The organism is Streptomyces sp. NPDC027663 (assembly GCF_055566415.1).
The window spans coordinates 826959-849333 of sequence record NZ_JBVHSK010000003.1 but is presented as its reverse complement, the minus strand read 5'-3'; the positions used below and the strand labels follow the sequence as shown (position 1 = coordinate 849333).

At 71.4% G+C, this 22375-nt stretch carries 21 protein-coding genes; 11 read left to right on the top strand and 10 right to left on the bottom strand.

Annotated elements, in window-relative coordinates; translation table 11 throughout:
- Positions 1-212: 212 nt before the first annotated feature.
- Positions 213-1076: an oxidoreductase gene (locus ACZ4SF_RS13235; protein ID WP_468382420.1), complete on the top strand. Its 864-nt coding sequence runs from the start codon at positions 213-215 to the stop codon at positions 1074-1076.
- A 212-nt stretch (positions 1077-1288) separates the two neighbouring features.
- Positions 1289-1648, top strand: coding sequence for an OB-fold protein (locus ACZ4SF_RS13230; protein WP_468382537.1), 360 nt, complete (start codon positions 1289-1291; stop codon positions 1646-1648).
- Positions 1649-1918: 270 nt separating this feature from the next.
- Here the strand turns inward: ACZ4SF_RS13230 and ACZ4SF_RS13225 are convergent, their stop codons facing one another.
- Entirely contained in the window at positions 1919-2281 is a 363-nt protein-coding gene (locus tag ACZ4SF_RS13225; RefSeq protein WP_468382417.1) for a hypothetical protein, read from the bottom strand.
- On the opposite strand from ACZ4SF_RS13225, the gene ACZ4SF_RS13220 reads away from it, so the two are divergent.
- Both ACZ4SF_RS13220 and ACZ4SF_RS13215 read left to right on the top strand, forming a co-directional pair.
- A complete protein-coding gene (locus ACZ4SF_RS13220; protein WP_468382414.1) occupies positions 2268-2465 on the top strand; it encodes a hypothetical protein in 198 nt (65 codons plus the stop codon). The two genes, ACZ4SF_RS13225 and ACZ4SF_RS13220, sit on opposite strands and share 14 nt — an antisense overlap.
- A 9-nt stretch (positions 2466-2474) precedes the next feature.
- A complete protein-coding gene (locus ACZ4SF_RS13215) occupies positions 2475-3623 on the top strand; it encodes a winged helix DNA-binding domain-containing protein (protein WP_468382411.1) in 1149 nt (382 codons plus the stop codon).
- A gap of 99 nt (positions 3624-3722) precedes the next feature.
- Here ACZ4SF_RS13215 and ACZ4SF_RS13210 read toward each other — a convergent pair whose 3' ends face one another.
- From ACZ4SF_RS13210 to ACZ4SF_RS13200, 3 genes are all read right to left on the bottom strand, one after another.
- A complete protein-coding gene (locus ACZ4SF_RS13210; RefSeq protein WP_468382408.1) occupies positions 3723-4511 on the bottom strand; it encodes a S1 family peptidase in 789 nt (262 codons plus the stop codon).
- 240 nt (positions 4512-4751) lie between these two features.
- Positions 4752-7571, bottom strand: a complete 2820-nt coding sequence (locus ACZ4SF_RS13205; protein WP_468382405.1) for an ATP-binding protein — start codon at positions 7569-7571, stop codon at positions 4752-4754.
- A gap of 153 nt (positions 7572-7724) precedes the next feature.
- A complete protein-coding gene (locus ACZ4SF_RS13200; RefSeq protein WP_468382402.1) occupies positions 7725-8555 on the bottom strand; it encodes a helix-turn-helix transcriptional regulator in 831 nt (276 codons plus the stop codon).
- Positions 8556-8669: 114 nt separating this feature from the next.
- Between ACZ4SF_RS13200 and ACZ4SF_RS13195 the strand changes: the two genes are divergently transcribed.
- Complete coding sequence (locus ACZ4SF_RS13195; RefSeq protein ID WP_468382399.1) at positions 8670-10340, top strand: AMP-binding protein; 1671 nt, start codon at positions 8670-8672, stop codon at positions 10338-10340.
- Positions 10337-11947, top strand: coding sequence for an AMP-binding protein (locus tag ACZ4SF_RS13190; protein ID WP_468382396.1), 1611 nt, complete (start codon positions 10337-10339; stop codon positions 11945-11947). Before ACZ4SF_RS13195 ends, ACZ4SF_RS13190 begins: the two co-directional genes overlap by 4 nt.
- A gap of 215 nt (positions 11948-12162) precedes the next feature.
- Here ACZ4SF_RS13190 and ACZ4SF_RS13185 read toward each other — a convergent pair whose 3' ends face one another.
- On the bottom strand, positions 12163-13008 hold the full coding sequence (locus tag ACZ4SF_RS13185; protein WP_468382535.1) for a hypothetical protein: 846 nt from the start codon (positions 13006-13008) through the stop codon (positions 12163-12165).
- A gap of 363 nt (positions 13009-13371) precedes the next feature.
- On the opposite strand from ACZ4SF_RS13185, the gene gcl reads away from it, so the two are divergent.
- Positions 13372-15159, top strand: a complete 1788-nt coding sequence (gcl, locus tag ACZ4SF_RS13180) for a glyoxylate carboligase (protein ID WP_468382393.1) — start codon at positions 13372-13374, stop codon at positions 15157-15159.
- 186 nt (positions 15160-15345) lie between these two features.
- Here gcl and ACZ4SF_RS13175 read toward each other — a convergent pair whose 3' ends face one another.
- From ACZ4SF_RS13175 to ACZ4SF_RS13155, 5 genes are all read right to left on the bottom strand, one after another.
- The gene (locus tag ACZ4SF_RS13175) at positions 15346-16065 is read right to left on the bottom strand and encodes a DUF2207 domain-containing protein (RefSeq protein ID WP_468382390.1); all 720 of its coding nucleotides are present in this window, start codon (positions 16063-16065) and stop codon (positions 15346-15348) included.
- A 161-nt stretch (positions 16066-16226) separates the two neighbouring features.
- The gene (locus tag ACZ4SF_RS13170) at positions 16227-16460 is read right to left on the bottom strand and encodes a hypothetical protein (protein ID WP_201837062.1); all 234 of its coding nucleotides are present in this window, start codon (positions 16458-16460) and stop codon (positions 16227-16229) included.
- 408 nt (positions 16461-16868) lie between these two features.
- Complete coding sequence (locus tag ACZ4SF_RS13165) at positions 16869-18332, bottom strand: catalase (protein WP_468382387.1); 1464 nt, start codon at positions 18330-18332, stop codon at positions 16869-16871.
- Positions 18333-18526: 194 nt separating this feature from the next.
- Positions 18527-19417: a 2-hydroxy-3-oxopropionate reductase gene (locus ACZ4SF_RS13160; protein WP_468382384.1), complete on the bottom strand. Its 891-nt coding sequence runs from the start codon at positions 19415-19417 to the stop codon at positions 18527-18529.
- Positions 19418-19459: 42 nt separating this feature from the next.
- The gene (locus tag ACZ4SF_RS13155; protein WP_468382381.1) at positions 19460-20299 is read right to left on the bottom strand and encodes a TIM barrel protein; all 840 of its coding nucleotides are present in this window, start codon (positions 20297-20299) and stop codon (positions 19460-19462) included.
- Positions 20300-20458: 159 nt separating this feature from the next.
- Here ACZ4SF_RS13155 and ACZ4SF_RS13150 point away from each other — a divergent pair, with 159 nt between their 5' ends.
- From ACZ4SF_RS13150 to uraH, 4 genes are all read left to right on the top strand, one after another.
- On the top strand, positions 20459-20722 hold the full coding sequence (locus ACZ4SF_RS13150) for a YkoF family thiamine-binding protein (RefSeq protein WP_468382378.1): 264 nt from the start codon (positions 20459-20461) through the stop codon (positions 20720-20722).
- Positions 20719-21081 carry a helix-turn-helix domain-containing protein gene (locus tag ACZ4SF_RS13145; RefSeq protein WP_201837055.1) on the top strand — a complete coding sequence of 121 codons (363 nt, stop codon included), beginning with the start codon at positions 20719-20721 and terminating at the stop codon, positions 21079-21081. Before ACZ4SF_RS13150 ends, ACZ4SF_RS13145 begins: the two co-directional genes overlap by 4 nt.
- Before the next feature lie 379 nt (positions 21082-21460).
- Entirely contained in the window at positions 21461-21973 is a 513-nt protein-coding gene (uraD, locus tag ACZ4SF_RS13140) for a 2-oxo-4-hydroxy-4-carboxy-5-ureidoimidazoline decarboxylase (protein WP_468382375.1), read from the top strand.
- 4 nt (positions 21974-21977) lie between these two features.
- On the top strand, positions 21978-22373 hold the full coding sequence (gene uraH, locus ACZ4SF_RS13135) for a hydroxyisourate hydrolase (protein ID WP_468382372.1): 396 nt from the start codon (positions 21978-21980) through the stop codon (positions 22371-22373).
- Positions 22374-22375 lie beyond the last annotated feature (2 nt).

Sequence of the window (22375 nt, the reverse complement as noted above, 5' to 3'; positions counted from 1 at the left end):
ACGGAGAAAAACACGCTGATGTGGGATAAAAAAACAGAAACCCGCAAAAAACACCCCCCCCCCCCCTTTTCCCCCCACCCCCCGCCCCCCTCCCCCCCCCCCCCCCCCCCCCCCGCCCGCGTCCCTGCCTCCGCCGCACATATGGAAACTTACCCGGTGGACGCGCCGAGCGGTCCGCAACGATGCCGCGAACAGACCCGAGAGGCCTTCGGATGAGTATCCCCGCCCTGCAGACGTTAACCCTCGCCGACGACCTGAGCATCACTCGGATGGGATACGGCGCGATGCAGCTGACCGGTCCCGGTGTCTTCGGACCGCCCAAGGACCGCACTCGGGCGATCGCCGTGCTGCGCGTAGCGGTCGAGCTCGGCATCACCCACATCGACACCAGCGACTTCTACGGGCCGACTGTCGTCAACGAACTGATCAAGGAGGCCCTGCACCCCTACCCGGCCGGTCTGCACATCGTCACCAAGGTCGGCGTCCGCCGCAGCGCCACCGGCGGCTGGATCACCTCCCTGGACCCCGCCGACCTCAAGGCCCAGGTCCACGAGAATCTCCGGCACCTCGGCCTGGAGACCCTGGACGTGGTCAACCTGCGCACGGCCGCATTCGACGGTGACGGGTCCTCCGTCGCCGAGCCGTTCGGCACCTTGGCCGGCCTGCGTGAGCAGGGCCTGATCCGTCACCTCGGCCTCAGCGGGATCACCGACGCCCAGCTCACCCAGGCCCAGGCCATCGCCCCCGTGGTCACCGTGCAGAACCGGTACAACCTGGCCGACCGCGCCGACGACGACCTCGTCGCTCGCTGCGCCGAGGAGAACATCGCCTACGCCGCGTTTTTCCCCCTTGGCGGCGGATTCCACCCATTGCGGTCACGGATCCTGCGCGACGTCGCCCGCCGCCTCGGCGCCTCCGAGCAACAGGTGGCGCTCGCCTGGCTGCTGCAGCGCTCGCCGTCGACGGTGCTGATCCCCGGAACCTCCTCCGTCGCTCACCTGCGGGAGAACATCGCCGCGGCTGACCTGCAACTGCCCGACGAGGCGATCGCCGAACTCGACACCATCGGGCAGTGACCCTGTGGGCCCTGATTCCGGCGCAAGACATCGGCAGGGAGCTGACGATGGATAACTTCGGTGTTCTGTACGGTGGTTGGGTCGTAGGATCCCGGTGTGATGGAGGGGATCAAGGCGCGTGCCGCAGGGGTTTCGGAGGACACGAAGGCCAACCGTAAGAAGATCTCGAGCGCGGAGCACCAGTCGACGGCAACTCGAATAAGACCAGCAGGATCACGCCACACCAGAGAAGGCGGCAACCAATGAAAATTCGAGACCTCCACAACGAATTCACCGCGGACCGCGCCGCCGCCGAGCGTGCCTACTATGGGAAATTCCTCACTCTCGAGGGAGTCTCAATCCGAACGGGCGAAAGCCAATATGGTACGCCGGTGGTGGATGTGTCAGATGTCCCCGGAGGCCCCCACCTCGCCATCTTCGTGCTGCCGTTTGACCACCGAATCAAGGAATCGTTCCGGCTTGTGCGAAGCGTCCCCCTGGGCGTCACCGTCACGGTCAAGGGAGAATGTCGGGTCTTCAGCGAGGACGGAACAGTGCTGGTCATCAAGCAGTGCGAACTCCTCACCCCATGAGTCCCAGGGGCGTTTCGAAGTCCCGGTGATCACGTGAGTCCGCAGGCCGCGGTGGTGCGAGAAGTGCGGGTCGGGCCGTCACGAATACAACGAAGCTCCGGTTGAACGGGGTGACCTTCCCAAGTCGCCCTGAACCGCCGGAGCTTCGATGTGCCGCCGGTCTGCCACCGTCTGCCTTCCCAAGTCGCCCGCTCTGGGCAGCGTGACGGGATTGCCGCTGGTGGAGCGGTTGCGGGTGCTGCCCGATCCGCGACGGCGTCGGGGGGTGCGTCACCCGTTCGTGGCGGTGCTGCTGGTCGCCGCCCCGGCGGTGCTTGCCGGCGCGCGCGCCAGCGCGCACACGCGCGCTTCCTGGTGGAGGAGAAGAAGGCGCACTACCTGCTGGTGGTCAAGGCCAACCATCCCGAACTCCGCCGTCGGCCAGGGACGTTGCCGAGGAAGGCCGTCACCGCACGCCGCTACGACCGCGAGATCGGCCACGGCCGCAGGGAAACCCGAGTGACCAGGGCCCTCACCGTCATCGATCTCGGCCTGGACTTCCCCCACGCCACCCAGGCCGTGCGCATCCTGCGCCACCGCACCAACCTCAAGACTGGCACGGTCGAACGAGTTGACGAGCGTGTACGACTCCACATCCTTCCACCTGGGTGCGGTGGCGCTGCGCGACGTGTCGGCGACCGTCCTGCGCGGCTACACAGCCACGCTCGAAGGCGAGTGCTCTCCGCGGTACGCCCGGCAGATCCTCACCTCGCTGTCGAATATCGTCAAGACCGCAGTTGCGTGCGGTCATGGCCGGGAGCTGCGTGAGGGGCGCTAGCGTGCGGCCATGACGAAGAGCAGCGCACAGCAGAGCAGTGCCCGCGGGAGTGGTGCGACGAGCACGGCGGCGGCGCCGGTGCTGGACGCCCGCGCCCTGAACCGTGCCACGCTCGCCCGGCAGCTCCTGCTGCGCCGGTCCACCCGGTCCGCCCTGGACGCCGTGCGGCACCTCGTCGGCCTCCAGGCGCAGAACGTCCGTCCCCCGTACTACGCCCTCGCCGCCCGCCTGGACGGCTTCGCGCCGGAGCAGCTGTCCGCGCTCATGGCCGGCCGCGAGGTCGCCCGGATCGTCACCCTGCGCTCCACGATCCACACCCACACCGCCGACGACTGCCTCGCCCTGCAGCCCTTCGTCCAGCCGGCCCGCGAGCGCGAGCTGGTGACCTTCCGCTCCGGCCTGGCCGGTGTCGACCTCGAGCGCCTCGCCGCCGTGGCCCGCGACCTGGTCGAGGCCGGACCGCGGACCATGGCCCAGCTGCGCGAGGCCCTCGGCGCGAAGTGGCCGGACGCCGACCCCGGGTCCCTCGCCGTCGCCGCCCGCTGCACGCTCCCGCTCGTCCAGGTCACCCCGCGCGGCCTGTGGGAGGAGAGCGGTCAGGTCGCCCTCACCACCGCCGAGCGCTGGCTGGGCCGTCCCGCCGAGCCTGCTCCGGCCCCGGAGTCCGTGATCCTGCGCTATCTCGCCGCCTTCGGACCCGCCTCCGTGAAGGACATGCAGACCTGGGCCGGCCTCACCCGCCTGCGGCCCGCCTTCGACCGGCTGCGCCCTGGGCTGCTGACCTTCCGTGACCCGAACGGCGTGGAACTGTTCGACCTTCCCGACGCCCCGCGCCCGGATCCGGCCACTCCGGCACCGCCCCGCTTCCTGCCCGAGTTCGACAACCTCCTGCTCTCGCACGCCGACCGCACCCGCGTCATACCGGAACAGGTCAGGGGCAGGAGCTGGACGGGCAACCAGGCCCACCGGACCCTGCTGGTCGACGGCTGCCTGGCCGGTCTGTGGAAGCTCGGCCCGGACGCGCTGGTCATCGAGCCGTTCGGCACGCTGACGAAGGTCCAGCGGGAGCAGGTGACCGAGGAGGGGGAGCGGATGCTGCGCGTCATGCATCCGGAGGAGTCGTACGACATCCGGTTCGGGGACGTCGTACGGCGGTGACGGCGCACCGCACATGGAGAGGGTGCGTTGCGGGCCGCTCGTGGTGGCCCGCAACGCACCCTGGCAATCACCCGAGGGATGCTCGGGAAATCTTCCGGGTCACGAGTTGACCTGTGCGGTCACCAGGTTCGAGAAGGTGGTCAGCCGGGTGTAGACACCCGGGTAACCCGCCTCCGCGCACCCCTCGCCCCAGGAAGTGATCCCTGCCAGGACGCCCCCGATGAGCAGGGGACCGCCGCTGTCGCCCTGGCAGGTGTCTACGCCGCCGGCGCTGTAGCCGGCGCATACCATGTCGGACTGGACGAAGTCCGAGCCGTAGGAGGAACGGCAGCCGGAGTCGGACACGACCGGGACGGTCGCGGTCCGCAGCTGGTTGGAGGAGCTGCCGTTCTCCGAGGTGGTGCCCCAGCCGAGGATCCGGGCCGTGGTGCCGGCCGCGTAGACGCTCGTCTGGGAGGAGGAGACGTACTTCGCCGTGGTGTACGGCATCGACGTCGACAGGGTCAGCACGGCCACGTCGTCGCCGTTGGTGGCGTCCGTGTAGTCCGGGTTGATCCAGATCTTGCTGACCCGGCTCACCGTCCCGTTGGTGCCGTTCAGGTAGGTCCGGCCACCGACCACTCGGATGCTGCCCGTGGTCTCGCCGACCATGCAGTGCGCGGCCGTGACGACCTTCCTGGGCGCCACCAGGGTGCCGCCGCAGAACTGGTTCTGGGAAGCGTCCGTGATCTGCATCATGAACGGGTACGCGGTCGTCGTGGTGGTCGTACCGCCGACGATGGGCTGGGGGGCGGCACTCGCGGTGGGGGAGGCGAGCAGCGCGGTCGCCGCTGCGGCGACGGTGGCCAACAGGGTCGCGGCGGTCTTTCTGCGTCTGGGCCCGAACATGAGTCTCCTCAGTGGGGGTTGCACCGGTGGGGGGTCGCGCGGGTGTGGGGGTACTGCATGAGGATGGGGTCCCCTGATCGAGCGCAGTCGAGAGCTCGGGAAGGGACCGACCCCCATGTGCCCGGGCGAGCGGCACGCCCTTTACGCTAGGACCCGGACCCTCGGCTCCCAATGAGGGAACCCCCTAGGGGGTTGGGTGAGGGAAAACCCTCGGTCCGGATCAGTTAACAAGAGCGCTGCTCAGCGCGCCCGTCGACCTGCCGCCAATCGGACGATGTCGACGCGCGATCGGATCCCCAGCTTGCGGTAGACCCGGGTCAGGGTCGCCTCCACCGTCTTGACGCTGATGAACAGCCGGGCCGCGATCTCCCGGTTGGTGGCGCCCTCCATGACGAGCGCGGCGACCTGACGCTCCATCGCGGCCAGCACGTGCAGGGCGTCCACGGGGTCCGGCGCGGCCGGCGCGGTTTCCGGTTCGGGGGTGGTGAGGGCTTCGTCCACTTGGCGCAGCCAGGGCAGCGCCCGGCAGCGGCGGAACATCCGGGTGGCCTCGTCGTACGCCGGTGAGCCGGGGCGCCTGCCCCGCAGCCTGGCCAGCGCGAACGCGGCCCGCGCCTCCTCCAGTCCGTAGCCGAGCTTGGCCAGCCGGCCCTGAGCGGACGTCAGCTGGACGACGGCGGCCTCCAGGTCGCCCTGGGCCGCGCGCACCAGGGCCTCGGACCGGTCGAGCACGGCGAGCACGCTCTCCCGGCCGAGCCGCAGCGCGTGCTCCCGGCTGGTGTCGATGACGTCCTGCGCCTCGGCGGGTTCACCGATCCGGACGAGCGCCTCGGCGAGGTCGCCCTGCCAGCGGCCCCGGGCCGGGTCGGTGATGCCGAGGCCCAGCTCCAGCCGGCGCACCCGGCGCAGCGAGCGGACGGTGCCCGCCGGGTCCCCGGCCACCAGCTGGGCGTACCCGAGGGCGCCCAGGGCCCGCGAGAGGTACATCTGGTCGCCGTCCTCCTCGGCGTGTTCCACCGCCTCCCGGGCAAGGGCCAACGCCCGGTCGACATCTCCGCCGGAGGCCTCCGCGAGCGAGGTGAGCATCGCCGAGGCGGTCTCGCCGATCCCGGAGTCCCGGGCGAGGCACAGGCTGTCCCGGGCCAGGTCGAGCGCGCGCCCGCAGTGTCCGGCGCGCAGTTCGGTCTCGGCGAGGCCGCGCAGGAAATGCACCTCGCTCTCCACCGAGCCGCGCCGGCGGACCTCGCGCAGCAGCGCGGTGACCGTGGCCCGCGCCTCGGCCAGCTGGTCGCTCATCACCAGCCAGCGGAACCGGGCGCTGCCCGCGCCGTTGTGATGCCAGGTCACCCGGGGGTCCTGGGGTTCCCTCAGGGCCCGCTTGATGGTGCGGGGCGCCTCCGGATGGCCCATCAGGGTCTCGGTCTGCGCCTGGAAGGCGAGGGAGAGCAGCTCGGTGCGCCGGTCGCCGCCGCGTGCGGCCAGCTCGGCGGCGTGCGCGGCCGCTTCCCGCGCCTCAGTGAAGTCGCCCTCCACGATGAGTGCCCGCCAGGCCAGCTGATAGTGGACCAGGGCCAGCAGCCGGGGATCGTCGCCGGCGTCGGCGAGGGCCTGCGGAAAGACGGCGTCGACCTCGGCCATGGTGTGGCCGGCGGTGTCGATGACGATGATCCATGCCCGCACCCGGTCGGCGGGCACGTTCGCCCGGGTCAGCACCTCCCGGGCGATGTCCCGGGCCAGGTCGACCTCGCCGGCGGTGATGGCGTCCTCGGCGGCGGTGAGCCGGCGCTCCTCCTGGCCCGGGGTGCCGTCGGCGGGGGTGTGCCGGGCGGCGAGCAGGCCGAGCTGAGCGGCGACCGAGGGCGCCCCGCGGTCCCGGGCGAGTGCCGCGGCCTCGGCCAGCCGGGCGGCGACCTCCGGGTCGGTGCCGGTGGTGGCGAGGGCCAGGTGCCGGGCCCGTTCGATCGGGTCTGACGCGGCGGTGGACAGCGCAGCGTGCGCGGCCCGCCGCTCCTGGGCGGGCGCCTCCGCGTACAGCGCGGCGGAGATCAGCGGGTGCGCGAAGCGTACGGCCGGGGCGTCGGGCTCGGTGGCCAGCAGGCCGAGTTCGGCGGCCTGGGCGCACTCGGCCTCGGCGTTCTCCCGGCCGGCCGCGTGCAGCAGCGCCGGGGTGGGGCGGGCGCCGGCGCTGGCCACCAGCAGGGTGCGGCGGGCCTCGACCGACAGCATGTCCAGGCGGCTGAGCACCAGGGCACGCAGCGAGGTCGGCACGGGCAGGGGCTCGCCGGGCCGGGGCGGGGTGGGGCTGCCGGCGAGGGCGCGGCCGAGTTCCAGCGCGAACAGCGGGTTGCCGCCGCTGGTGCGGTGGATGTCGCGGACCGTGGAGCGGGGCAGGCCGGCGTGGCCGCGGTGGTCCAGCAGCTGGGCGATCTGGGTGCGGGAGAGCGGGCCCAGCCGGACCGCGAGGGTGTCGGGCGGGCAGGCACGCAGGTGACGGTCGTACTCCTGACTCTCCTGCCCCTCCGTGCGCACCGCGCACAGCAGTTGAACGGGCGTGCCCTCCAGGCGCCGGGCGGCGAAGCCGAGCAGTTCGGCGCTGGCCGGGTCGAGCCACTGCAGGTCGTCGGCGACGACGAGGACCGGACCCCGGTCGGCGAGGGTGCGCAGTGCGGAGAGCACCGCCAGGCGCAGGGCGAGGCCGTCGCGCTGGAGGCTGGACTCGCCGCGCCCGGTGAGCGCCGACTCCAGGGCGGTGCGCTGGGCGGCGGGCAGCCGGGGGGCGACGTCGTCGAGGACCAGACCGAGGAGGTCGGCCAGGGCAAGAAACGGAAGGTGCGATTCGGACTCGGTGGCCGAGCAGCGCAAGACGGTGTGCGCGGCGGCGCCGTTTTCCTCGGCCAATGCCCGCAGGATGGTGGATTTCCCTATTCCGGCAGGACCGTGGAGCAGCACACTGCCGCCCGAGGCGAGTTGCTCACGGGCGCCGGCGAACAACTCCTCGCGGCCGATGACCAGGTCGGGGCGGATCCTGGCAGGCTCCTGGAAGTCCCGTCGCACGGTCACCGCTCCCCTCGTGTGTCGTGTCCGGGCCAAATTCTAGGCAACGATCCTTGAAATTCGGACGGAAGCCGTGGTGAGGGAAATAACAAACGGTCAAGCATAAGGAAATTCAAGGTGGCGCCGGATGAATGGAAAGGTTTCTTCACCGCCCGCGGACTACGGCAGCAGCCCCGCCCTGCGGGCCGCGGTCACCGCCTCCCCTCGTGTGTGCGCGCCCAGCTTCCGCATCGCCGAGCGCAGATATCCCTTGACGGTCTCCGGGCGCAGGCCCAGCCGCTCGGCCACCGCCGCGTTGGTGGCCCCCGCCGCCACCCAGGACAGCACGTCCAGCTCCCGGGGCGCCAGGGTCACGCCCCCGGCCCGCGGTGGCACCGTCAGCAGTCCGCAGGCGGCCAGCAGTTCCTCCCGCAGGCCCGGGTCGGTGATCCGGGGGGCCAGGGCCCGCAGCGCCGCATGCGCCTCGCGCACCTGTTCCCACGCGGCACCCCGGTCGGTACCGGCCGGCTCCACCCTCGCCGCCGCCAGCAGGCCCCGCGCCTCGTCCCCCACCACCAGCGCCTGTTCCACGTCCCGCGCCGCCGCCACCGCCGCGCCCAGCGTGCGGTCACCGAGCGGCCGGGCCGAGCGCAGCGCGCCGTACAGCACCCCGCGCACCCGGCGCCGGACCACCACCGGCACCGCGAGCACCGAGCGGATGCCCTCGGCGGCCACCGGCACGTCGTACTCGTGGCTGATCTGCCGGGAGCTGGAGTAGTCCGTCACCGCGCACGGCCGGGCCAGCGCCACCGCCTTGCCGCCGAGCCCGCTGCCGGAGGTCACCGCGAGCGAGTGCAGCGCGGCCGTGGCCGTGCCGCTCAGTTCACTGATGCGGATCTGCGGCCGGCCGGACTCCACCAGGCCGCCGAAGGCGACGGGAAGTCCCGTCGCCCGCCGCAGCCGGGCCAGCGCGCCACCGATCTCCACCGCCCCCACCGCCTCTGCCGTCACATGTTCACCCCCTCGGTCGTCCACACCCCCGTTCGGGGGTAGTGAGACCTGCATCACGGATTAGACGATGCCAGAGAGCCGCCCGGCAATGGTCCGGTACTGAGGAGGACGTGGATGACGGCGACCGAGATGTTCCGCAGGGCCCGGGACTTCCTGCTGGAACACCGCGAGGACTATGCCACCGCCTACGACGGCTTCGCCTGGCCGCGGCCCGAGCACTTCAACTGGGCGCTGGACTGGTTCGACGTGATCGCCGCCGGCAACGACCGCACGGCACTGCACATCGTCGAGGAGGACGGCACCGAGACCCGGCTGTCCTTCGCCGAGCTGGCCGAACGCTCCACCCGGGTGGCCCGGTGGCTGCACGAGCGCGGGGTCGGCGCCGAGGACCGCATCCTCGTCATGCTCGGCAACCAGGCCGAGCTGTGGGAGACCGCGCTGGCCGCGATGAAGCTGCGTGCCGTCGTCATCCCGGCCACCCCGCTGCTCGGACCCGCCGACCTGTGCGACCGGGTGGAACGGGGCCGGGTGAAGCACGTGATCGCCCGGGCCGAGGACACCGCCAAGTTCGCCGGCGTGCCCGGTGCCTACACCCGGATCTCGGTCGGCGGCCTGCCGGAGGAGGGCTGGGAACCGTACGAGGACGGGTACACCGCCCCCGCCGACTTCCTCCCCGACGGCCCGACTCTGGCCGACGACCCGCTGATGCTCTACTTCACCTCGGGGACCACCGCCCACCCCAAGCTGGTCGAGCACACCCACACCTCGTACCCGATCGGGCACCTGGCCACCATGTACTGGATCGGTCTCGAACCGGGCGACGTGCACCTGAACATCTCCTCCCCGGGCTGGGCCAAACACGCCTGGTCCAACCTGTTCGCGCCGTGGAACGCGGAGGCGACCGTCTTCGTCTTCAACTACACGCGCTTCGACGCGGCCCGGCTGATGGCCGAGATGGACCGGGCCGGCGTCACCACCTTCTGCGCGCCGCCGACCGTGTGGCGCATGCTCATCCAGGCCGACCTCGGCCAGTTGCGCACCCCGCCCCGCGAGGTGCTGGCCGCGGGCGAGCCGCTGAACCCCGAGGTGATCGAGCGGGTCCGGCGGGCCTGGGGGGTGACCATCCGGGACGGCTTCGGACAGACCGAGACCGCGGTCCAGGTCTCCAACAGCCCCGGCCAGAAGCTGAAGACCGGCTCGATGGGCCGCCCCAGCCCCGGCTACCGCGTCGAACTCCTCGACCCGGTCTCCGGCGCGCCCGGCGCCGCCGAGGGCGAGATCGCCCTCGACCTCACCGAGCGCCCGGTCGGCCTGATGACCGGCTACCACGGCGACCCCGACCGCACCGCCGAGGCGATGGCGGGCGGGTACTACCGCACCGGTGACATCGCCTCCCGCGACGAGGAGGGCTACCTGACCTACGTAGGCCGCGCCGACGACGTCTTCAAGGCCTCCGACTACAAGATCAGCCCGTTCGAGCTGGAGAGCGCGCTGCTGGAGCACGAGGCGGTGGCCGAGGCGGCCGTCGTCCCCGCACCGGACGAACTGCGGCTCGCCGTGCCCAAGGCGTACGTCGTCCTCGCCGAGGGCTGGGCGCCCGGACCCGGCACCGCGAAGATCCTCTTCGAGCACTCCCGGGACGTGCTCGCCCCCTACAAGCGCATCCGCCGGCTGGAGTTCGGCGCACTGCCCAAGACCGTCTCCGGCAAGATCCGCCGGATCGAGCTGCGCGAGGCCTCGGCCGCGGGCTCGGCGAACGAGTACCGCGAGGAGGACTTCCGGTGACCACGGCACTGTCGTACAGCCACGGAACGGGCTCCACCGCCCTGCTCGGCGACACCATCGGCGCCGGCCTGGACCGCACCGTGGCCGCCTGGCCGGACCGCGAGGCGCTGGTCGACGTGCCGTCCGGGCGGCGCTGGACGTACGCGGAGTTCGCCGCCGACGTCGAGCAGCTGGCGTGCGCGCTGCTGGCGAGCGGCGTCGCCAAGGGCGACCGGGTGGGCATCTGGGCGGTCAACTGCGCCGAGTGGGTGCTGGTGCAGTACGCCACCGCCCGCGTCGGCGCCGTCATGGTCAACATCAACCCGGCCTACCGCACCCACGAGGTCGAGTACGTCCTGAACCAGGCCGGGATCTCCCTGCTGTTCGCCTCCCTCAGCCACAAGACCAGCGACTACCGGGCCATGGTCGAGGAAGTGCGGGGCAAGTGCCCGCGGTTGCGTGAGGTGGTGTACATCGGGGACCCGAGCTGGCAGGAGCTGCTCGGGCGCGGCACGCCCGGCCTGCGCGAGGACCTCCGGGTCCGCACGGGCGAGCTGTCCTGCGACGACCCCATCAACATCCAGTACACCTCGGGCACGACCGGCTTCCCCAAGGGGGCCACGCTGTCCCACCACAACATCCTCAACAACGGCTATTTCGTGGGTGAGTCGATCGCCTACACGGAACAGGACCGGATCTGCATCCCGGTGCCCTTCTACCACTGTTTCGGCATGGTCATGGGCAACCTGGCGGCCACCTCGCACGGCGCCTGCATGGTGATCCCGGCCCCGTCCTTCGACCCGAAGGCCACCCTGGAGGCGGTGCAGCAGGAGCGGTGTACGTCCCTGTACGGCGTCCCGACCATGTTCATCGCGGAACTGAACCTCCCCGACTTCGCCTCCTACGACCTGTCCACCCTGCGCACCGGCATCATGGCGGGCTCGCCCTGCCCGGTGGAGGTGATGAAGCGGGTGGTCGCCGAGATGCACATGGCGGAGGTCTCCATCTGCTACGGCATGACGGAGACGTCACCGGTGTCGCTCCAGACGCGGATCGACGACGATCTGGAGCACCGCACCGCCACCGTCGGCCGCGTCCTGCCCCATCTGGAGGTCAAGGTCGTCGACCCGGCCACCGGGGTGACCCGGCGCCGCGGCACGGCGGGCGAGTTGTGCACCCGCGGCTACAGCGTGATGCTCGGCTACTGGAACGAGCCGGAGAAGACCGCCGAGGCGATCGACGCGGGCCGCTGGATGCACACCGGGGACCTCGCCGTGATGCGCGAGGACGGGTACGTCGAGATCGTCGGCCGCATCAAGGACATGATCATCCGGGGCGGCGAGAACGTCTACCCGCGCGAGATCGAGGAGTTCCTCTACGCCCACCCGAAGATCCGGGACGTCCAGGTCGTCGGGGTGCCGCACGAGAAGTACGGCGAGGAGGTCCTCGCCTGCGTCATCCCGCGCGACCCGGCCGACCCCCTCACCCTGGAGGAACTCCGCGCCTTCTGCGAGGGCCGGCTCGCCCACTACAAGATCCCCAGCAGGCTGCGGCTGCTCGACTCCTTCCCGATGACGGTGTCCGGAAAGGTGCGGAAGGTGGAACTGCGGGAGATGTACCAGGTGTGAAACCGCGGTAATCGAGCATTCGCTCAGTGCCCGAGGGCGGGTCCCGGGCGGGACGGGCGCGCTGTCGGCGGCGCACTCGGCCCGGGGCCCGTCTGCCTGCCCGCCGGCCGGAACGCCGGGCGTGCTCTTGTCGCCGCCGGCTGGAACGCCCGGGCGTGACCTCTTGTCACCACCGGCCGGAATACCGGGCGTGACCTCTGGTCAGCGCCGGCCGGTCAGGGCCGTCCGTCCCGTGTCCTCGCCCCCGGTTCCGGCGCGCCTTCGGCGTGCAGCATGCCGGCGGAGTCGTTCACCGGCTGCGGGACACCAGCGAGGTCCAGCACGAACAGGGGGACGCCGAGCGCGTCCGCGCCGGTGCGGGCGTCGTCACTGAAGCCGGCCAGGGAGAAGTACACGCAGTCCGCCGACTCCGTCATCGCCGTCAGCCACAGACACTCCACGTCCCGCGCCGCGGCCGGCCGCACGGTCGGATCCACCTGGGCGAGCAGCCCGCGGGCGGCGAGCCCGATGCCGTTGGGCGGCCGCTGGTCGGCCCGGCGGATGTCCCGGTAGCCGAGCCAGCGCAGGTAGAGCGCGGCGGTGGTCACGGCGTCGCGGGCGGTGCGGATGGGGCGGTGCCGGAACGGCGGGCGGGATCCGGCCGGTTCCGACGCCGCCGCGGGGTGCTGAGCGGTGGCGGGTTCCGGTGGGACGGCCGGAGCGGCGCCAGGATCCGCCGGAGCGTCCGGAGCTTCTGGGGCGTCCAGTGCTTCGAAGCCGTCCGGGCCGTCCAGTGCTTCGAAGCCGTCCGAGCCGTCCGAGCCGTCCGAGCCGTCCGGGGCTCCGAGGGCGTCCGGGCCGTCCGGAGCGTCCAGGGCTTCCGGGGTCTCCGGGACGGGATGGGCGGTCGCCGGAGCCGGTCCCGGTGCGGCCGTGGCGTCGGGCGACGACTCCGCCACGGCGATGCGCAGCATCGTGCCGCACGGGCAGCCCAGTTCCGGCTGCGGCCACTGGTTGCTGCGCCCGCAGGCGGTGCACGGCACGGTGAGCCACTCGTCGCCCCAGTCGCGGTGGGCCGCCACGGTCGGTCCGGCGGCCGGGTCCAGTCGCGGCGCCGTGGGGACCCCGCACGCGCACGGATACGCCGGCGCGGTGTAGACGTGCGCGCGCCGGCAGACCGGACAGCGCACCGGAATCCTCTCGGGCATGGCCCACTCCAAGGCGTCACGTCGGGACGGCGCTCCCATGGTCCTCCCTCCGTAGCACTCCTGTCCGGCGCTTTCCGCTGTCCGGACCGCTCTTGACGACCTCCGCGCGCCCTTCTACATTGCTTCCAGATAGTAGAAGTTGAGTTCCGCTATGCGGAAGTTTGACAATCTGGAGGCCGTGCTCGCCGCGGGGCGCGACGGGAGTACGCATCCGAGAAGCCGAAGCAGGAGTACTCGATGGCTCGTATGACCGCTGCCCGCGCGGCAGTTGAGATCCTCAAGCGCGAGGGCGTCACCGACGCCTTCGGTGTGCCGGGGGCGGCGATCAACCCGTTCTACAAGGCCCTCAAAGAGGGCGGCGGCATCAACCACACCCTCGCCCGTCACGTCGAGGGTGCCTCGCACATGGCCGAGGGCTACACCCGGACCGAGCCGGGCAACATCGGTGTCTGCATCGGCACGTCCGGTCCCGCCGGCACCGACATGATCACCGGCCTGTACTCCGCCATCGGTGACTCCATCCCGATCCTGTGCATCACGGGCCAGGCGCCCACCAGCGTGATCCACAAGGAGGACTTCCAGGCCGTCGACATCGCCTCGATCGCCAAGCCGGTCACCAAGATGGCGGTCACCGTCCTGGAGGCCGCCCAGGTCCCCGGCGTCTTCCAGCAGGCCTTCCACCTCATGCGCTCCGGCCGTCCGGGCCCGGTCCTGATCGACCTGCCGATCGACGTCCAGCTCACCGAGATCGAGTTCGATCCGGAGACGTACGAGCCGCTCCCGGTCTACAAGCCCGCCGCGACCCGCGCCCAGATCGAGAAGGCGATCTCCTTCCTGCTGGAGTCCGAGCGCCCGGTGATCGTCGCCGGCGGCGGCATCCTCGGCGCCGACGCCGCAGACCTGCTGGTCGAGTTCGCCGAGCTGACCCGGACGCCGGTCATCCCCACCCTGATGGGCTGGGGCGCGCTGCCCGACGACCACGAGCTGAACGCCGGCATGGTCGGCGTGCAGACCTCGCACCGGTACGGCAACGCCACCTTCCTGGAGTCGGACTTCGTCCTCGGCATCGGCAACCGCTGGGCCAACCGCCACACCGGCTACAAGCTGGACGTGTACCGCGGCGACCGCAAGTTCGTCCACGTCGACATCGAGCCCACCCAGATCGGCAAGATCTTTCCGCCGGACTACGGTGTCGTCTCCGACGCCAAGGCCGCGCTGGAGCTGTTCCTCGAGGTCGCCAGGGAACTGAAGGCCGAGGGCAAGCTGCCCGAGCGCGCCGACTGGGTCGCCTCCACCCAGGAGCGCAAGGCCACCCTGCTGCGCCGCACGCACTTCGACAACGTGCCGATGAAGCCGCAGCGCGTGTACGAGGAGATGAACAAGGCCTTCGGCCCCGATACGCGGTACGTCACCACGATCGGCCTCTCCCAGATCGCCGGCGCGCAGATGCTGCACGTCTACAAGCCGCGCCACTGGATCAACTGCGGCCAGGCGGGCCCGCTCGGCTGGACCATCCCGGCCGCGATCGGCGTCGCCAAGGCCGACCCGGAGTCCCCGGTCGTCGCGCTCTCCGGTGACTACGACTTCCAGTTCATGATCGAGGAGCTGGCGGTCGCCGCCCAGCACAAGATCCCGTACGTCCACGTGCTGGTGAACAACGCCTACCTGGGCCTGATCCGGCAGGCGCAGATCGGCCTGGACATCAACTTCCAGGTCAACCTGGAGTTCGAGAACATCAACGCTCCCGAACTGGGCGTCTACGGCGTGGACCACGTCAAGGTCGCCGAGGGCCTGGGCTGCAAGGCCATCCGGGTCACCGAGCCGGACCAGCTGGGCGCCGCCTTCGAGCAGGCGAAGAAGCTCGCCGCCGAGTACCAGGTGCCGGTCGTCGTCGAGGCGATCCTGGAGCGGATCACCAACATCTCGATGAGCCGCACCATGGACATCAGCGACATCAGCGAGTTCGAGGAGCTGGCCACCGAGCCCGGCCACGCGCCGACGTCGATCAAGCCGCTGAAGGTCTGACACACCCGAGGCGAGAAGGGGCGGCCCGTCCAGGGGAGGCGGGCCGCCCCTTCGTCGTGTCCGGTGGTCGTGTCCGGCCGTCGTGCCGGTGGCCCTGTCCGACAGTCGTGCCCGCCGTCGAGCCGGTCGTCGGGGCCGGTCGTCGGGGCCGAGGGCGTGACCCGACCCACGAGTTCGGCCGGGCCCTCAGAATCCGCCGCCGCCCCCGCAACCCGCCCCGCCGTGGTCGTGGCCGCCGTACCCGTGCCCCCCGTGGTCGTGGCCGCCGTGGTGCCCGCCGGCGTGGTCGTGGCCGCTGCCCCCGGTCCCGCGGTCGTCGCCGTCCCAGCCGTGCACGGCCTCGTCGTCGTAGAGGCGGCGCAAGTCGTTGCCCCGGCCGAACGGGAAGCGGCCCTCGTCCGCGAGCGCGCCCCGGCCGGTGAGTCCGGCCTCGCGCGCGAACCGCGGCAGCAGCACGGTCAGGGCCCGCTCGCCGTACAGCGCGACGGCGAACAGCACCTCTTCCTCCGGCAGGCCGTCCGGGCCGGCGGGGAGCGGATGGCGCTCCCGCAGCGCCGCCAGTTCACGGCGGGCCGCCCGGGTGCGGCCGGGCGGCAGCGCCCGCAGTCGCCCCTCGGCGACGAGGTCGGCCCGCATCCGGGCCAGGGCCCGCCGCACCACCGCCCGGGCGGGCAGTTCCCACGGCCCTGCGGGCCGGTAGAGGCCGGTACGGACCGCCTTCTCCAGCGGATGCCGGAAAGGCCCGGCACCGCCCGTCACGGTCTTGCGCAGCGTGCCCGGCCGGCCCGCCTCCACCACCCCGCGCAGATGCAGTCCGACCACCGCGACGGTCACCGCCGCGCGGGAGCCGCCGCGCAGCAGGGCGACCGCGCACGGGTCCGGCGGGATCGACGTCGTACGGCCCATGGGACACCCCCCGTCGCCGGGCCCGCCGCCCCGTGCCGACGGGCCCCCTGTGCCGGTGATGTGCCCGCTGCCAGGGGCCGTCGAAGCCTGGCTCCGCGCTGTTCAGAGGTTCATCTGAGGGTTGCGTGACCCGGCTACGCCCCCTGCCGTACGCGGCACTGCTACAGCTCGTGCTCCGACAGCCCGGGCCAGTCGTCCGGGCCGCCGCCCTGCCACTCGATCAGGTCGTTCTCCTCCACCTCGATGCGGTCCAGGTCGGCCAGCCGGAGGATCTCCACGACGTCGTCCAGGTGGGACGCGATCCCCAGGATCACATCCCCTTCGGTGACCCGCCGGGAGCCGTCCAGGGCCGGCGCATGGACCACGATGTGCGGGTACTGCGTCGGATTCGCCATGGCATCAGCGTCCTGCGGATGCGACCGGTGCGCACGCCGGAGCCGGAACAGCACGAAGCGCCCCCTGATCAGGGGGCGCTTCGGCCTCACATGGTGGCCGTCCGACGGCGCGAGGCTGGGCGCGACAGGACATTCGCGCCGCCGGACGGAGTGGGTGGCCCCCGTAGCCGGGGGCTGGCTGGGACCGCGGTGGCCGCGATGGAGCCGGGCCGCCTTCCCTCTGGTCGAGAAGGGGACTCGGATCCTTCACCACCGCACTGGCTCGCAGGCCACCGCGGTCCTCGCCCTGCCCGCGCCCTCCGCCCGGCGGCCACCCCTCATTCGGGCCGTCCGGCGTACTGCGCGGGCCGCGTACGGAGATCATGACCTCCCGTCAGATCCCGTACGCTGCTCTGCGGTACCTGGGCTTCAGTCCTCGCGCAGGGCGCGGACCGCCTCCTCCACGCGCTTGCCGTACTCGGGGTCGGCGGCGTGGAAGTGGGCCAGGTTCTTCTCGATCACGTCGTCGCGGGAGACCTGCGAGAGGCCGCCGGCGATGTTCGCGATCAGGCGGGACTTCTCCTCCGCGGACATCAGGCGGTACAGCTCGCCCGCCTGGAAGAAGTCGTCGTCCTTGGTGTGGAGCGGCGCCTCGTGGGTGCCGGTGTGGCCGGCGACCGCCAGCGGAGCCGCCAGCGGGCGGCCGGTCTCGGCCGGGCCGTCGTAGGAGTTCGGCTCGTAGTTCTTGGCGCCGCGGCCCTGGCCGTTGACCGCCATGAGGCCGTCGCGGCCGTAGTTCTGTGCGCCGCCGGGGACCGCCTTGGGGGCGTTCACGGCGAGCAGGGTGTGGTTGACGCCGAGGCGGTAGCGGTGGGCGTCCGCGTAGGCGAACAGCCGGCCCTGGAGCATCTTGTCCGGAGACGGGCCGATGCCGGGCACGAAGTTGTTCGGGGAGAACGCGGCCTGCTCGACCTCGGCGAACACGTTGTCCGGGTTGCGGTCGAGGACCAGGCGGCCCACGCGCTGCAGCGGGTAGTCCTTGTGCGGCCAGACCTTGGTCAGGTCGAACGGGTTGAAGCGGTAGTCCGCCGCCTCGGCCGCCGGCATGATCTGGACGTACAGCGTCCAGGACGGGTGCACGCCCCGCTCGATGGCCTGCAGCAGGTCCGTCTGGTGGGAGTTCGCGTCCTTGCCCGCGATCTCCGCGGCCTGCTCGCTGCTCAGGCTGCGGATGCCCTGGTTCGTCTTGAAGTGGTACTTGACGAAGAAGGCCGCGCCCTCGGCGTTCGTCCACTGGTAGGTGTGCGAGCCGTAGCCGTTCATGTGCCGGTACGAGGCCGGGATGCCGCGGTCGCCCATCAGCCAGGTGATCTGGTGCGTGGCCTCGGGGGCGTGCGCCCAGAAGTCCCAGACGTTGTCCGGCTCCTGCTTGCCGGTGAACGGGTCCCGCTTCTGCGAGTGGATGAAGTCGGGGAACTTGATCGGGTCCTTGATGAAGAACACCGGGGTGTTGTTGCCGACGAGGTCGTAGTTGCCCTCTTCGGTGTAGAACTTGACCGCGAACCCGCGCGGGTCACGGACGGCGTCGGCGCCGCCGAGGGAGTCGGCGACCGTCGAGAAGCGCAGGAACACCTCGGTGCGCTTGCCGATCTCGCTGAGGAAGTCGGCGTGGGTGTAGCCGGTGACGTCGTCCGTCACCTCGAAGTGGCCGTACGCGCCGGAGCCGCGGGCGTGCACCACACGCTCCGGGATCCGCTCGCGGTTGAAGCGCGCCAGCTTCTCCAGGAGGTGCTGGTCCTGGATCAGGAGCGGGCCGCCGACGCCGGCGGAGGCGGAGTTCTGATTGTCGGCGACCGGGGCGCCGGACTCTGTCGTGAGCACGCGCTTCGACATCGTGGACCTTCCGTGCGGGTGTCAGCGGAAACCTGTTTCCGCTTTGTGGAGCCTAGAAGTGGGGCGATCGGGGCGTCAACAGTTTGTTGAATCCAATCAACGGTCTGTTGAAGTGATTCCGGGCCGCGGCGCCGCCTGGGCGCGACAGGACAGGTGTCGGCGGCGCCGCGGCCCGGAAGTCCGGGGGAGGGCTGTCAGGCCTGGGCGCCGGACAGGCGCTCCACGGCCCGCAGCAGGGCCGAGTGGTCCAGGCCGCCGTCGCCCTGGGCGCGCAGCGAGGCCACCAGCTGGGCGACCACGGCACCGACCGGCAGGGCCGCACCGACGTTGCGGGCGGCGTCGGTGACGATGCCCATGTCCTTGTGGTGCAGGTCGATGCGGAAGCCCGGCTTGAAGTCGCGCTTGAGGAAGTTGTCCTTCTTGCGGGTCAGCACGGTGGAGCCGGCGAGACCGCCGTTGAGGACGTCCAGCGCGGCCTGCAGGTCCACGCCCGACTTCTCCAGGAAGACCACGGCCTCGGCGCACGCCTGGATGTTCACGGCGACGATCAGCTGGTTGGCCGCCTTCACGGTCTGGCCGGAGCCGTGCGGGCCGCACAGCACGATGGTCTTGCCGAGGGCGTCGAAGATCGGCTTGGCCTCGGCGAAGTCGGCCTGCTCGCCACCGACCATGATCGACAGCACGGCCTCGACGGCGCCGGCCTCACCGCCGGACACCGGGGCGTCCAGCACCCGGATGCCCTTGTCCTTGGCGGCCTTGGCGAGGTCCACGGAGGTCTGCGGGGTGATCGAGGACATGTCGATCAGCAGGGCGCCCTGCCTGGCGTTCTCCAGGATGCCGTCCGGGCCGTAGGAGATGGCCTCGACCTGCGGGGACGCGGGCACCATGGTGATCACCACGTCGGCGTCGCGCACGGCCTCGGCGATCGAGGCGGCGGCGGTGCCGCCGGCGGCTGCCAGCCGGTCCAGCTTGTCCTGCTCCAGCGTGAAGCCGGTGACCTGGTAACCCGCCTTGATCAGGTTCTCGGACATGGGGGAGCCCATGATGCCGAGGCCGATCCAGGCGATCTTGGGAAGGTTGCTCATGATCGGGGGTGCCTCTCTAACTGCTCTGCAAAGTCAAGGGGTTCAGCGCGCGGCGCGGGCTTCGCGCGGGAGCCAGTCGAACGCCTCGGCGCTCGGGCGGTCGCCCGGCTTGTACTCCAGGCCCACCCAGCCGTCGTAACCGGCCTTCTGCAGCCGGCCGAGCAGCTCCTCCAGCGGGAGCGAGCCCGTTCCGGGGGCGCCGCGGCCGGGGTTGTCGGCGATCTGGACGTGCCCGGTCTTCGCCGCGTACTGCTCGATGACCGCGGGCAGGTCCTCGCCGTTCATGGACAGGTGGTACAGGTCCATCAGGAACTTGGCGTTCCCGAGACCCGTCGCCGCGTTGACCTTGTCCACGACGCCGACCGCGGCCGGCGCCGACACCAGCGGGTAGAGCGGCGACTCGGGCTGGTTGAGGGCCTCGACCAGGAGGATCGCGCCGATCCGGTCGGCCGCCCGGGCCGCGAGGACCAGGTTCTCCAGGGCGAGCGCGTCCTGCTCGGCCGGGTCCGCGCCCTCGACGCGGTTGCCGTACAGGGCGTTGAGCGCCTTGCAGCCGAGGGAGGCCGCGAAGCCGGCGGCCACCTCGATGTTGGCGCGGAACCTCTCCGACTCCGCACCGGGCACCGACAGGGCGCCGCGGTCCGGGCCGGGCAGCTGTCCGGCGTAGAAGTTCAGCCCGGTGAGCTGGACGCCCGCGTCCTCGATCGCCTTCTTCAGGGCGTCGAGATCGGACTGCTCGGGGGTGGGGGAGTCGATCCAGGGCCACCACAGCTCGACCGCGGAGAAGCCCGCCGCGGCGGCGGCCGCGGGGCGCTCCAGGAGCGGGAGTTCCGTGAAGAGGATCGACAGGTTGACGTTGAAGCGCTGGTCTGCAAATCCCATTCGGGCCGCGCTCCCTTCCGTTGTCCAGATTCCGTATTACGGAAGTTCGTTTCTGCGTAATGGAAGATTGCCGCCGTGTGTCACCGCTTGTCAAGGGGGGTCCGTCACGTGGTCCGGCAGGGCTGCCCGGAGGGCCGCATCGGGAGTTAGGTTGTGCGCGTGCGATTGAGAGTGGAGTTCACGACCGAACCCTTCGACCTGGACGAGGCGCCCGCGCACGCCCTGGCGGCGCGGGAGGTCATCGAGACGGCCGGGCTGGACGCCGTCGACGTCGGCCCGTTCGGCAACACGGCCGAGGGCGCCGCCGACCGCGTGCTCACCGCCGTGGACGCGCTGCTGCGCAAGAGCCTGGCGGCCGGTTCGACCCGGGTCTCGCTGCAGGTCAACGTGATCGGCGACGAGAGCGGGGAGGGTGATAGGTGACCGGGGACGAGCCGTTCATCGCGGCCGTGAAGCCGCTGGTCGACGCCATGGGCGGGGAGATCATCCCGCCCGACGAGGCCGGCGCCGAGGACGTGGTCCTGGCCTGGGAGGGCGTTGACGTCGTTGCCGTGCGCCTGCCCCAGCTGGCCGACTCCCTCGACCACATCCTGGCCGCCATGGAGCGCAGGCAGGGCCGGCCGCTGGCCGACCTCGACCGCAAGGCGAAGCAGGAGGTGGTGCGCATACTGGAGGCGCGGGGCGCTTTTGCCGTGCGGCACGGCGTGGAAACCGTGGCGAGCGCGCTCGGCGTCAGCCGCTTCACGGTCTACAACTATCTGAACCGGGAGAAGGGCGCGTAGGGCTTCGCCGGGCGACGTGCGCGGTCGGGGCGTCAGGGGCCGCCGGGGTTGCGTCTGCTGCGCCGTCGTGGTTGCTCGCGCAGTTCCCCGCGCCCCTGCGGGGCGCTGTCGGGCTCCGGCGCGCTGCTGCGGGGTACCTGTCGGACTCCGGCGCACCAATGTGGGGCGCTGTCGGGCCTTCGGCACACCTCTGCGGGGTGCCTGTCGGGCTCCGGTTGCGCCATTGTGGGGCCTGTCGGGCCCGGGCTGTATCGCATGCCGGACCCCGTCCGTCTTGTTACGGGGATTTTTCAACAAAGTGTTGACGTGGCGTTTCCGGGGGCGTTAGCTATCGGCAGCCCGTTCAGCACGAAGGCCGAATCCGGCCACGGAGGCTCCCGTGACTTCGACTTCCACGCCCCCGGGCCTGGCCCGGTTCAACGACCTGGAGGAGCGCGCGGCCCTCGCCGCCCTCCATGAGGCGTGCGCCTCCACCGAGTGGGGCCGGCGACTGCTCGCCGCCCGCCCGTACGCCGGCACGGAGGACCTCTACACCGCCAGCGACGCCGCCATGGCCGAGCTGACCACCGCGGACCTGGAGGAAGCGATGGCCGGGCACCCGCCGATCGGGCGCCCCAAGCCCGGCGACCCGACCTCCGCCCGCGAACAGCGCGGCATGGCCGGTGCCTCCGAGGAACTCAAGGCGCAGATGCTCGACCTGAACCTGGCCTACCAGGAGAAGTTCGGCCATGTCTTCCTCATCTGCGCCACCGGCCGGACCGGCGAGCAGATGCGGGACGCTCTCAAGGAGCGGATCGGCAACGCGCCTGAGCAGGAGCGGGAGATCGTCCGCACCGAGCTGGGCAAGATCAACCGCATCCGACTGGCCCGACTCGTCGAAGAGGACGCCTGACACCATGAGCACCAGCACCACCGCCTCCGTGTCCACGCACATCCTGGACACCTCGATCGGCCGCCCCGCCGAGGGCGTCGCCGTCCATCTCTCCGCCCGCTCGGGACGGGATGCGGACTGGCAGGCGCTCGGCGGCTCCGCGACCGACGCCGACGGCCGGTGCAAGGACCTGCCGGCGCTGCCGGAAGGGACGACCCACGTACGGCTCGACTTCGCCGTGGAGCCGTACTTCGAGAAGAAGCAAGCCGATGCGCAGCAGGACGCCCCCGCGAGTCGGGACAGCGGGCCCGGCGTGTTCTTCCCGGAGGTGGCGATCACGTTCGCCGTCGTACCGGGCGAGCACTACCACGTACCGCTGCTGCTCAACCCGTTCGGCTACTCCGTTTACCGAGGGAGCTAGCT